13 protein-coding genes and 1 pseudogene are annotated in these 12,442 nt (G+C 40.3%); 13 read left to right on the forward strand and 1 reads right to left on the reverse strand.

Translation table 11 applies throughout. From position 1 onward, the window contains the following. Nucleotides 1-44: 44 nt before the first annotated feature. The 13 genes and pseudogenes from Q0Z55_RS04810 (at nucleotide 45) to Q0Z55_RS04870 (ending at nucleotide 11,927) form a co-directional block, all read left to right on the forward strand. Nucleotides 45-1,052, forward strand: a complete 1,008-nt coding sequence (locus Q0Z55_RS04810) for an SDR family NAD(P)-dependent oxidoreductase (protein ID WP_297424923.1) — start codon at nucleotides 45-47, stop codon at nucleotides 1,050-1,052. Between the two features lie 112 nt (nucleotides 1,053-1,164). Beyond that, nucleotides 1,165-2,559 (forward strand): annotated as a pseudogene (fumC, locus tag Q0Z55_RS04815) (class II fumarate hydratase). Nucleotides 2,560-2,841: 282 nt separating this feature from the next. Beyond that, nucleotides 2,842-3,333: a hypothetical protein gene (locus tag Q0Z55_RS04820; protein WP_297424926.1), complete on the forward strand. Its 492-nt coding sequence runs from the start codon at nucleotides 2,842-2,844 to the stop codon at nucleotides 3,331-3,333. 152 nt (nucleotides 3,334-3,485) lie between these two features. Next, nucleotides 3,486-4,091 (forward strand): nitroreductase family protein, encoded by a 606-nt coding sequence (locus Q0Z55_RS04825; RefSeq protein WP_297424929.1) that lies wholly within the window; start codon nucleotides 3,486-3,488, stop codon nucleotides 4,089-4,091. A gap of 286 nt (nucleotides 4,092-4,377) precedes the next feature. Continuing rightward, entirely contained in the window at nucleotides 4,378-4,794 is a 417-nt protein-coding gene (locus tag Q0Z55_RS04830) for a DUF2946 domain-containing protein (RefSeq protein WP_297424931.1), read from the forward strand. A gap of 119 nt (nucleotides 4,795-4,913) precedes the next feature. Next, nucleotides 4,914-6,335, forward strand: a complete 1,422-nt coding sequence (locus tag Q0Z55_RS04835) for a cytochrome ubiquinol oxidase subunit I (RefSeq protein ID WP_297424934.1) — start codon at nucleotides 4,914-4,916, stop codon at nucleotides 6,333-6,335. Beyond that, the gene (gene cydB, locus Q0Z55_RS04840; RefSeq protein WP_297424936.1) at nucleotides 6,332-7,339 is read left to right on the forward strand and encodes a cytochrome d ubiquinol oxidase subunit II; all 1,008 of its coding nucleotides are present in this window, start codon (nucleotides 6,332-6,334) and stop codon (nucleotides 7,337-7,339) included. The genes Q0Z55_RS04835 and cydB overlap by 4 nt, the downstream gene beginning before the upstream one ends. 9 nt (nucleotides 7,340-7,348) lie before the next feature. Continuing rightward, entirely contained in the window at nucleotides 7,349-7,456 is a 108-nt protein-coding gene (locus Q0Z55_RS04845) for a DUF2474 domain-containing protein (protein ID WP_297424939.1), read from the forward strand. A gap of 115 nt (nucleotides 7,457-7,571) precedes the next feature. Beyond that, nucleotides 7,572-8,375 (forward strand): hypothetical protein, encoded by an 804-nt coding sequence (locus Q0Z55_RS04850; protein WP_297424943.1) that lies wholly within the window; start codon nucleotides 7,572-7,574, stop codon nucleotides 8,373-8,375. 128 nt (nucleotides 8,376-8,503) lie between these two features. Further along, the gene (locus Q0Z55_RS04855; RefSeq protein ID WP_297424946.1) at nucleotides 8,504-9,202 is read left to right on the forward strand and encodes a histidine phosphatase family protein; all 699 of its coding nucleotides are present in this window, start codon (nucleotides 8,504-8,506) and stop codon (nucleotides 9,200-9,202) included. A gap of 218 nt (nucleotides 9,203-9,420) precedes the next feature. Continuing rightward, nucleotides 9,421-10,473, forward strand: a complete 1,053-nt coding sequence (locus Q0Z55_RS04860; protein WP_297424949.1) for a fatty acid desaturase — start codon at nucleotides 9,421-9,423, stop codon at nucleotides 10,471-10,473. A 114-nt stretch (nucleotides 10,474-10,587) separates the two neighbouring features. After that, nucleotides 10,588-11,331 carry an SGNH/GDSL hydrolase family protein gene (locus Q0Z55_RS04865; protein WP_297424952.1) on the forward strand — a complete coding sequence of 248 codons (744 nt, stop codon included), beginning with the start codon at nucleotides 10,588-10,590 and terminating at the stop codon, nucleotides 11,329-11,331. A 5-nt stretch (nucleotides 11,332-11,336) separates the two neighbouring features. Next, the gene (locus Q0Z55_RS04870; protein ID WP_297424955.1) at nucleotides 11,337-11,927 is read left to right on the forward strand and encodes a uracil-DNA glycosylase family protein; all 591 of its coding nucleotides are present in this window, start codon (nucleotides 11,337-11,339) and stop codon (nucleotides 11,925-11,927) included. Between the two features lie 10 nt (nucleotides 11,928-11,937). Here the strand turns inward: Q0Z55_RS04870 and Q0Z55_RS04875 are convergent, their stop codons facing one another. Continuing rightward, nucleotides 11,938-12,375: a hypothetical protein gene (locus tag Q0Z55_RS04875; protein WP_297424959.1), complete on the reverse strand. Its 438-nt coding sequence runs from the start codon at nucleotides 12,373-12,375 to the stop codon at nucleotides 11,938-11,940. Nucleotides 12,376-12,442 lie beyond the last annotated feature (67 nt).

Here is a 12,442-nt window from a genome sequence, read left to right on the forward strand (position 1 = left end):
CCTCAACAGGACCTTAGACTTCATAATGATAAGGGTAGTATACAATGATTCTCGTCACGGGTGGTTTAGGCTTTATTGGCTCTCACATTGCGTTAAGCCTCATGGCACAAGGCCAAGAAGTGGTCATTGTGGATAATCTTTCCAACGCCAATGTACAAATTTTACAACGCCTTGAGTATAGCTCAGGCATGTTTGTGCCTTTTGTAAAGTTAGATATTCGAAATACGCCGGCCTTAAATAAAGTTTTTGAACAGTACTCGATTGATGCTGTTGTGCATTGTGCAGGGTTTAAATCTATTCACGAATCGGCGCTCAAACCACTAGAATATTACAACGACAATATTAGTGGCATTATGAGTTTATTACGTTCTATGCAACGCACAGGTGTGCGTCATTTGGTGCATCTGTCGAGTCTTGCTGTATATGGTCTGTCAAGTTTAGAACTTAATGAACAACAAGCCATACAGTATAACTATCCAAACCCGTATATTAAATCACAGCAAATGATGGAACAGATCATTCAGGACACCTTTGCGACCGATAACGAATGGAAGATCGCGATCTTGCGGCTTGCCAACATTGGCGGTGCATTTGGTAATGGGATTTTAGGTGAGATGATAGCACCACTGCCAAAAAATATTTTGCCGCTTGCTTTACAGGTCGCAGCACAACAGCGTGATGTAGTGGAGTTGCGCCAAGATGCAGCAACGCCAGATCATACCGCACAGCGTAGTTTTTTACATGTGATGGATGCATCTCGTGCCGTGATTGCCAGTTTAACGTGGTTGTTTCAACAGCAGAATGTATGTGAGGCTTTTGATATTGCAGGTGAGGTGATTTCTATGCAGCAATTGGTGGCAAAAATTGCACAGGTCACCGAAAAACCCATTGCAACGCAAGCTGCCATCGCCATGGATACGCTAGAGCCTGCTCAATTGGGCAGTCAATCCAATAAAGCCCAACAAATGTTACATTGGCAGCCACAGCATGATCTAGACAAAATGATTTTAGACCAATGGTTGTTTTATCAAAATGTCCTACAGGGACAATAATGTAAATAGTTATCATTTACTTATTGCTACGAGTGAATTAAGCTACTGAGCTCCAGCCATAGCATGTCGATGTGTGCTAAAGCCAATAACTGTATAAAAATAGAGGTGAGACATGTCAACACGTATTGAACATGACACAATGGGTGAAGTGGCAGTACCAGGTGAAGCATTGTGGGGTGCACAGACCCAACGCAGTCTACAAAACTTTAAAATCGGTCATGAACGCTTACCTCGTGCCATGATTCGTGCCATGGGCTTGGTTAAAAAGGCAGCAGCAACAACCAATGCCAATTTGCAACAACTTCCTCAGCATTTGGCAAATTACATTGTCGAAGCAGCTGATGAAGTGATTGAGGGGCAATGGGACAGTCAATTTCCTTTGGTGGTGTGGCAAACAGGTTCTGGTACACAAAGCAATATGAATTGTAATGAAGTGATTGCCAATATTGCCAACCAAAAACTCGGGCATGCTTTAGGTGCTCAACAGCCGGTGCATCCGAATGACCATGTGAATCGTGCTCAATCTACCAATGATTCTTTTCCAACAGCAATTCATGTAGCAGCCAGTCTACAAATACATGAACTTTTGATTCCTGCCGTTAACGCACTACGTACAACTTTACATAGCAAAGCGCAACAGTTTAATCAGATTGTGAAAATTGGTCGTACCCATTTGCAAGATGCCACCCCATTAACTTTGGGGTAAGAATTTAGTGGTTATGTATCGCAACTTGATCATGCTTTAAAACGTTTGGATCATGCTTTAGAAGGTCTATATGAATTGCCATTGGGTGGAACTGCTGTAGGGACAGGCTTAAATGCCCATCCTGATTATGCCCATCAAGCAGCAACGCAATTGGCACAGTTAACTGGTTTGCCATTTGTGACTGCTGCAAACAAATTTGAAGCTTTAGCTGCGCGTGATGCTGCGGTGTTTGCCTCAGGTGCTTTAAAAACGCTAGCGGTAAGTTTAAATAAAATTGCCAATGATATTCGTTGGTTAGCAAGTGGGCCGCGCTGTGGTTTTGGGGAAATTTCGATTCCTGAAAATGAGCCGGGTTCAAGTATTATGCCGGGTAAAGTGAATCCTACGCAAAGTGAAGCCATGACTATGGTGGTGGCACAGGTACTGGGTAATGACACCACGATTAACGTGGCAGGTGCATCGGGTAATTTTGAACTCAATGTGTTTATGCCGGTCATTGCTTATAACCTTTTACAATCCATTCAGTTATTAGGTGATGCCTGTAATAGTTTTAATCAGCATTGCGCCGTGGGGATTGAACCCAATCGTGAAAAAATTGATTATTTCTTGCATAATTCATTAATGTTGGTCACTGCATTAAATCCAGTCATTGGTTATGAAAATGCTGCAAAAGTGGCAAAAACGGCTTATAAAGAGGGGAAAACCTTAAAACAAGTCGCAGTTGAGCTAAACTTGGTGACAGAAGCACAGTTTGATGCAGTGGTTAAACCTGAACAGATGATTGCACCTAAGGTTAAATAATGAAGTAAGTTTAAAAAAAAGCCTGTAAACATGTAGGCTTTTTTTATTGAATCTTGGGGTTGGGTTTAGATGTGCTAAACAAGGTTAAGAAAATTGCACTTAAACCAAAAACAGAGTATTAAATTGTGATTTTTTAAACCAATTGAAACTGCCTGAGTTAAAACGATTGAATAAGCTCTGATACTTGCTAAAATACCTGTTGATTTTTATGGCTGTGAACTTTCAACTTCAATATCTATATTAAGTTTATGAAAAACAGCATCTTACTTACAGGTTCTCTCAATGCTTTCTATTTATTTAACAGATGTTCGAAAACAGGTGCAATTTAAGGATTATCCGGGTGAACATCCTGTTAAATTTATTCTTAATTTTAAAAAAATATTTCCAAGCGTCATGGAATTGATTTTGCCTGTATTGCCAGAGAGTGAAGACTTAGAAGAAATGACTTGGGAATCTACAACGCAAGACTTTGAAATCTTTAAGTTATTACTGACGGGGTGGGGTGTGGTTGAATTACGTTTAAGTGCTATTGCACAGTTTAAAAATAAAAATTTTGCTGATCAATTGGTAAAAAACGCGCAACAACAACGTAAACAATGGTCACACAAAAATCAGAAGCTTTCGAACATGCAACTTGATTATTTATTGCTGCATCATATTCATACTTTGATTGATGCAGAGTTGGTTGAATTGGGTGAAAAATTCTATTTACCTACTTTACGTGATCTTTGGAAGAATTATCTGCCCCAACCAGTACTGAATGCCCAATTTTAAATCAAAAAAGATCCTCCCAAGTGGAGGATTTTTTAGCATAAAAATTGCATTGTTTGTCATTTAAAACCACAAAACTTTAACGGTTGAGCTTAACGATTTTGTTACAATTGAGCCTTAAAATACTTTATGCCCATCTATGTGAGGAAATTTAGATGTCAAATCAGTTTTTACAACTTATTGAAAAACGTCGTAGTATTTATGCCATTGGTAAAAATGTTGAGCAAACGCCAACTTATTTAACTGATTTGATTCAAAATGCCATTAAACAAAGTCCATCATCATTTAACTCGCAATCTTCACGTGCGGTGATTTTATTTAACGCAGAACATGAAAAATTTTGGGATTTGGTGAAAGCGCAGTTAAAAGCTTATGCCAAAGATGCTGAAAGTGCAGCAAAAACTGATGCCAAAATAGATAGTTTTGCAGCAGGTCTGGGCACGGTTTTATTTTTTGAAGATCAAGAGGTGGTGGCAGGTTTACAAGCCAATTTCCCATCTTATGCAGATAATTTTCCTATTTGGTCAGAGCACTCTACGGCAATTGCGCAATTTGCCACATGGACAGCACTATCGATTGAAGGTCTAGGTGCATCTTTACAGCATTATAATCCGATTGTCGACCAACAAGTTCATGCACAGTGGAATATCCCTGCCACATGGACACTGCGTGCTCAATTGGTCTTTGGTTCTGTTGAAGGCGAGCCTAAAGATAAAACCTATATGGACGACGCTGAGCGCTTTAAAGTATTTGGTGCTTAAGCTAAAAAGCCTCGCGATCGCGAGGCTTTTTTAATGAGTTAAAAGCCATAGCGATTTGGTTGAAATATAACTAGTACAATCATTGTATAAACAGGCATTTAAGTTAAAGAAATAAAATAAGATTAAAAATAAGACAATCAATTTGTAGGTTTATTGGTGAATAAAAAAGCAAAAAAAGCTTTTAAAATATGTTTTTATAATCTATATTAGGGTTATGTAAACTTTTGTATATTCGATATATCAAGAGTTTAGCAATCTTCTTATCCGTTTGTGGTGGGATGCAGAAATGCTAAGATGTGGTGGTTTACTCGTGGCGTTTGCCGCAGTGTTATTACAGTTAGCGGTACATTTACAACCGCTATTGCCAGAGCAGTATCGTGTTGCTCCGGCATGCCATGCTTTGACACATCGTCTGCTTACCCCAATCAACACGTATCCTCATACTGATCAATCTGATGAGTTTGATTTTCAGCAGCTTCTGGCTTATCACCATGAACATGTTCATGATCTCAATAATCATCATTGCCAATATTGTACGGTGCACGCAGATACAGTATTGCCGTTAGACTTAAATGTCGATGAAGTAATTGATCGGATTCAAGTTCGTTATTTGGCATTTATTCAAAATAACAAGCAGATCTATTTTGCGCTGCAACGTCTTTTCCTCATGCCACAAGGTCGTGCGCCCCCACTTGCTCTGTAACTTGAATTTTTTCTTTTAAGTTTTTACTGAGTAATTTACATGTCATTTTTTCAATTGTCCTGCATGTTGTGGGATGGGCAAAGCATTGCCAAAAATCAGCCAATGGGTGAGGTAGCAGCATGAATTTAGGTCTAACTGCATTAGAGTTGGCGCGTATTCAGTTTGCATTTACTGTGTCGTTCCATATTATTTTTCCAGCGATTTCGATTGGTTTAGCCAGTTTTTTGGCCGTATTGGAATACCGTTGGCTGAAAACCAAAGATCCGGTTTATCAAGATTTATTTAAATTCTGGGTCAAAATCTTTGCTGTGGCTTTTGGGATGGGCGTGGTATCCGGCGTGGTGATGAGTTACCAGTTTGGCACCAACTGGAGTGAATTTTCCCGTGTGGCAGGCAGCGTCACTGGTCCTTTACTGACCTATGAAGTGTTAAGTGCTTTCTTCTTAGAGGCTGGCTTTTTAGGCATTATGTTGTTTGGTTGGGGACGTGTTGGACCACGGGCACATTTTTTTGCCACACTGATGGTTGCCATTGGTACATGTATTTCTATGTTTTGGATTTTATCATCCAACAGTTGGATGCAAACACCGCAAGGCTTTAGTATTCAAAATGGTTTGATTGTGCCTGAGGATTGGTTTGCGATTGTATTTAATCCATCGTTTCCGTATCGCTTTTTACATATGGCAGCCGCTGCATTTTTAGTGTCTGCATTATTGGTTGCAGCCACCGCTGCTTGGCATTTATTAAAAGGTCGCCGTGACCGTTTAGTTAAAACCTCTTTTTCGATGGCACTTTGGTTAATTTTAATACTTGCACCGTTGCAAGCAGTGATTGGTGACTTTCATGGTTTAAATACCCTAAAACATCAACCTGCTAAATTAGCAGCCATTGAGGGACATTGGGAAACCAACCATGATCATGGTATGCCACTGTATTTATTTGGTATGCCAGATATGCAAGCGGAAGAAACCAAATATGCCATTGGTATTCCAAACTTGGGTAGCTTGATTATGACCCACACCTTAGACGGTAAAGTGACAGGCTTAAAAGAGTTTGCACCTGAAGATCGTCCAAATTCACTGGTGGTGTTTTGGAGTTTCCGTATTATGGTGGGCTTAGGTGTCTTGATGATTATATTGGCACTGTGGGGTTTATGGTCACGCCGTAAAGATGCTTTATACGAAAATAAGCACTTGCAACGCTTTGCTTTAATCATGGGTCCATCGGGTTTTATTGCTGTGCTTGCCGGTTGGTTTACCACAGAAGTGGGCCGTCAGCCTTGGGTAATTTATGGGGTTATGCGTACTAAAGATGCCTTATCTGCGGTATCCGCTGAGCAAGTCGGCTTTACCTTAATTTTATTTGTACTGGTGTACTGTGTGGTGTTTGGAATTGGGATTTATTATATGTTGCGTCTGCTGCATAAGGGGCCTGAATTTATCCATTCACAACCCGCCAACGAACAAGACGTTATCCTGGCATCTAAACGTCCATTGAGCAGCGTTAAAGAAGACTTAGCTGACGAGGAGCACAAACAATGATTGATTTATCTTTGATTTGGGTGGTCATCATCGCCATTGGGGTCTTTATTTATGTGATGCTAGATGGTTTTGATTTAGGGATTGGGATTTTATTTCCCTTTATTAAAGACAAACAAGAACGCGATGTGATGATGAATACCGTCGCGCCTGTTTGGGATGGTAATGAAACATGGATGGTGTTGGGCGGTGCAGCCTTGTTTGCCGCGTTTCCAGTGGTGTATGCCACAGTGCTGTCAGCTTTATATTTACCTATTACTTTTATGGTGATTGCACTGATCTTTCGTGGGGTGGCTTTTGAATTTCGCTTTAAATCACAGCGTTCACAACATTGGTGGGATCGCGCCTTTATTTGGGGCTCTGTTTTTGCAAGTTTCTGTCAAGGGGTGATTTTAGGAGCATATATTCAAGGTATTCCAACCAATGCTTTAGGGGTCTACACAGGTAATGGTTGGGACTGGTTGACGCCATTTTCGTTATTCACGGGTGTAGGGGTCGTGGTACTGTATGCCGCATTGGGTTGTGGTTGGTTAATTTTTAAAACTGTAGATCGTTTGCAAAAAGACATGTATGCCTTAATGCCAAAATTACTCATGGCGTTGTTTGTCATTTTTGCAGCGGTCAGTATTTACACGCCAATGGCACATCCTGATATTGCTGCACGTTGGTTTAATCCTGATTTAGTCATGTATTTAAGTCCTGTACCGCTGTTGGTGGTGTTATTTACCTTCTTGGCGATTCGTGCTTGTCATCATGGCTATGAGTTACGTCCATTTATCTATACTTTGGCCCTGATGTTTTTAGCCTATACAGGTTTTATTATTAGTTTATGGCCTTACATCATTCCGCCATCGCTTAGCATTTGGCAGGCAGCAGCACCTGAGAGTAGTCAGTTGTTTGCCTTAATTGGTGCTTTAGTCCTGATTCCAATCATCTTAATGTATACCATCGCGTCGTATTGGGTATTTCGTGACAAAGTACGTATAGGCGATGACGGTTATCACTAGGAGGTAACTATGAAACTATCGCAAACACAGTGGTTTATTGTGCTGTGGCTGGCTGGTTTTATTGCATTGGCGTTGATTGCAGGGGCATTTCGGATGTTGGTGCAATTGGCTTATTAAGTGAAATGTGTTCTAAAATGGCTCGTTAAACGAGCCATTTTTATGATAAAAAGTACAGAAAATCAGCAGATTTTTTGCTAAAATGTTGCGCTTTATTGGCGATCAGTTGAGTGCTATGTCCTTAGAATTGCAAAACCTCTTTCATGCCTTCGCGCTGAGTGAACAACAGCTTAAACATATTTTGCTGTATTTGGACTGTAAAGATGTAGAGACATTGCAACGAGGTTTAAACCAAGCTGCTGAAAAGCGTGCCTTACAATCTGTAACCCAGTTGTATGTACTGCAACAAAGTGAACAAACTCCCTCCATTAGCTACGCCATTGCGCCACTGTTGTGCAGTGTGTTAGATCACAGCACACATTATGTGGCGCAAGCTGAAGCTTGGTTAACTGACTTTTATCAGCATTATTTCCGTATTGATGCTTTAGCTTCAGCCAAAGCACAATCATTAAACAATATGCAGCTTTGTTTGGCGCTCAGCGAAACTCAGCTTAGTCCAACTGAGTTTTATGTGGCCAGTCTGTTACAAGCCTTACTGGATCCAAATGCCAAAAAAATTGTGACTTTAGGTCAGCAACAATTAATTGCTGAGCTTAAACAGCAATTGATGGCATATTACGCCGTAGAAATTCTTGAGATTTGTTCAAGCTTTAGTACGATTGAATTAACTGAAACACAAACCAAAAAACTATTTTGGAAACGTAAAGATGAAACTTTGGCACAGGTCAGTCAACAGATTGCCTATGACAATTCGCCTTTGATTGCCAAATTATGCGATTTATCCCGTACGGATGCAGAGCGCTTTATTGATGATTTGATGTATGGCGAACATGTATTTGAAAAAGTTTCGGTACTGGGTGAGTTTAGTGACACGGTATATAAGCATCAGCAGGAAATACTGCACAAAATGAGTGCCTAAACCTAACATCAGCAGCTTCGGCTGCTTTTTTTATTCAAAATCTAACGCTTATCAAAGATGCTATACCTGTGTATTTAAATCGCCTAAACTTTGCAGATTCGCTATAAACAATAACAAGGTCGTTGACGATGACAAAAATTTATTTGGTGCGCCACGGACAAGCGTCTTTTGGTGCAGCCAACTATGATCAGCTATCTGAACGTGGTCAGATGCAGGCCAAAGCTTTGGGGCGATACTTTAAACGCGTGCTTCAACAGCAACCTTATGTCGTAGCAGGTGCTTTACAGCGTCATCAGCACACTGCGCAATTGGCCTTAGCTGCCTCATTTGCGCAGGCCAATATTCATACCTCTACACTGTGGAATGAGTTTGACCACCAACATGTATTGGCGCAATATGATCCACGCTTTGCCGAGCCGCAGTGGTTACAACAACAATTAAAAGACCTAAAACAGCCGCGCGATTATTTAGCCCAACTGTTTTATCCTGCCATGCAGCGGTGGAGTGAGGCAAATGCTGAGCATCAGTATCAAGAAACATGGCTAGATTTTCAGCATCGGGTCAAACAAGCCTTAGATGCACTCTGCCATGAGATAGCAATCCATGCGCCACCTGTCGCTGTGGTGTTTAGCTCCGGTGGGGTGATTTCAGTGGCCGTGGCTCAAGTGCTGGGTTTATCTGCACAACAAACTTTTGCACTCAATTGGCAAATCAGCAATGCCAGTTTTACAACATTAACTTATGTAGATGGTCAGCTTCATTTATGTAGTTTAAATGAACATCATTATTTGCTTGAGCAACAGCCTGATTTACTCACTTGGCTTTAATGATGAAACAGCGGAATTCACATGAAAATCTACATAAATAGAATGATTCTTATTTTTAACTGTTTGTGTAAAATGCGCGAAAATGTACAGAAAATGGCATTAAAAAAGTAAAAATTGATCAAATTTTAATCAAACCCACTTAAAAAAGCACATTAGCCGATTCTTTTTTTGCAAATTTGATTTAATGTACAACTGTCCATAAATTAAAGGTTTTGCATATGTCAATTTCCTCAGAGATGACAGACCAACAACGGATTCAAAAGGTCCGAACTGTGGTTACTCAAGCAGGAGAGGAGCTACGTGAACGTCATCCCATTTTAAAGCATCAAGACTTTATTGGTGCGAGCATTTTGGTCTTTGCGTTATCAGGTATGCTTGGCTGTGCTGCATTGTACGCATATGGAGTTTTTCCTGCGTGGGCATGTATTCCGCTAATTGCGATCTTTGCATCTTTGACCCATGAATTAGAGCACGATCTGATTCATTATATGTATTTTAAAAAGAATAAAGTCGCGCATCATATCATGATGAGCTTGGTGTGGTTAGCGCGTCCGAACACCATTAGCCCATGGACACGTCGACGCATGCATTTGCATCACCATAAGTTTTCAGGCACAGAACATGACCTAGAAGAACGTGGTATTGGCAATGGTATGCCATGGGGTCTGCGCCGTATTTTAATCACTAGCGATCAGTTGATGACAGTATATTTACGTCCTATACAAATGTTGAAGATGCTGAAACTGTTTGTGTCAAAACAGCCTGAAAATGAGCGTCGTCGTACCGTGATTTCACAAATTCTGGGCTTTATTCCGTTGGGTTTAATGTACTACGGTTTATGGTACTGTTTTGTGATTTTCCACGTGGTCGATCATATGGCTGTTTGGTTTGGCTCAGCAGTAGAATGGTCAAGCAATACTTTAGCTGCGATGAAAGTAGTCAACTTCTTGGCTGTGGTCTGGGTGATTCCAAACTTTATTCGCTCATTTAGCTTACAGTTTATTAGCTCAAATATGCATTATTATGGCGATATTGACCCACGTGATGTGATTAAGCAAACCCAAGTGTTGACGCCGTGGTGGTTGTTACCGTTCCAAATTTTCTGCTGTAATTTTGGTTCAACCCATGCTATTCATCACTTTGTGGTAAAAGAACCGTTCTATATTCGTCAAATGACCTCAAAAACTGCACATAAGGTTATGCGTGAGGTGGGTGTGCGCTTTAATGATTATGGTACCTTTAAGCGTGTCAATCGTTGGAATAAAGCTTAATATTCAATTGGATCATCAAAAGCTAGACTGAGGTCTGGCTTTTTTTATGCCCAAATACTTGCCTGCAACAGGCTTTGTTTTTAAGCTAAAGTGACCATAAAAGCGAAATAATTTATGAAATTAAAAATTGCCACTTTGGGGTTATTGCCTATCCTTGCTATGCAAGCCAAATATGTGAAGAAAAATACCCCACGTTTAAGTGAGCCCAGTGGCGCTCGTCAAGGACAATGTGGGCAAGGAACATCCCTGTCAATTCTGATTGTTGGGGATTCTGCCGCAGCAGGGGTGGGGGTTGAGCAACAAAGTCAGGCTTTGCTTGGGCAATTGTTACAGCGCTTACAACATGATTATCAGGTTAACTATCACTTAGAAGCCAAAAGTGGGCGTACCACCGCACAATTAATACAAGCCATTCAAAAATTACCCATCCAACATTTTGATGTGGTGGTGACTTCAATTGGCGTGAATGATGTGACTTGCTTAATTTCACCTCAAGCATGGTTGGCACAGCAACAACGTTTATATTGCATAATCCAGCATAAATTTAATCCAAAATTGATTGTGGTGGCAAGTGTTCCCCCAATGCAGCTTTTTCCTGCTTTGCCACAGCCCATGGCATGGCTACTTGGGCAATATGCCAAAGAAATGAACCAATCTTTACAGCGTTATATGGCATCACAGCCTAACATGCTAGGCTTAGCGTATGATTTAGCAGAGTATCAAGCCATGAATCTGCAGATGGCCAGTGATGGTTTTCATCCAAGTGCTGAAATTTATGCGTTTTGGGCAGATAAAATGGCCAAGAAAATTAAACGCAGATTAATGAAGCACCCGTCTCAACAGTTATTTGAAGATTAAAGGCAATGACTATGCGCATCGAAACCCATCCTTTACCGCCTTTTTTACCCAATCATGCTAAATTGTTGATGTTAGGTTCATTTCCTCCGCAACAACATCGTTGGAAAATGCAGTTTTATTACCCTAATTATCAAAATGACATGTGGAAAATCTTTGGGCTGATCTTTTTTAAAGACGCTTATTATTTTTTAGATGTGGCAAATAAATGCTTTCATGAACAAAAAATACGTGATTTTTTAACTCAAATTGGCATCGCGATTTATGATACGGCTTATCAAGTGATTCGCTTAAACAACAATGCTGCAGATAAGTTTTTACAAATTTATACACCAACAGATTTAAATGTATTACTGGCTAAAATTCCACAGTGTCAGCATATAATCACCACAGGCGACAAAGCCACAGATACTTTGCTGGAGGCCATGTCCATAGGCACCATAAAGCCTAAAATAGGTGAAATGAGTGAAGCGTATTTTGCACAACGTGAATTAAAGCTCTACCGTTTGCCATCTTCCTCAAGAGCTTATCCCTTAGCCCTTGAGAAAAAAGCTGCTGCATATGCCGAAGTCTTTAAAAATATAGGTTTACTAAAATAGCCTAAGTTAATTAGACATCATATTCAACATAATCCCATAAATTTAAACGCGCTTTAATATCACGGCGTAAAGTCGGCAGCATAGGTAGCAAAGTACCGTCTAGCCATAAGCCAAGTGCTTCAGCTGAAATCACTTGTTGCTCGGCATCTACCACTTGAGCACCGCTGACCACTAAACGACTGGCACCAAAATCTTGGGTTTCAATACCTTTAAATAACACTTGCAGTTCATGACCAGTATCAAAAATCACCCAATCGAGTTCAATATGAATGGCTTGATCTGACTGTAGTACCACTTGACCATTTAAATGTGCGCTTTCATGCAGACAATCATGTTCAACACGTACTTTAGTTAATACCCAATCTTGACCGCCAAGTTGAGCAAGTGTCATGTGAGGTGTAAGCAGATCATTAAAATTAAATTGACGCTGAAGATCGAAAAATTGCATACAAGGAGATGGGATAAGAAAAAACCGCATCTTAAAACAAATCAGTAGGTGAGTAAATTTGTTGGCT

Source organism: uncultured Acinetobacter sp. (assembly GCF_947626835.1).
In the GTDB taxonomy this organism is placed as follows: Bacteria; Pseudomonadota; Gammaproteobacteria; order Pseudomonadales; family Moraxellaceae; genus Acinetobacter.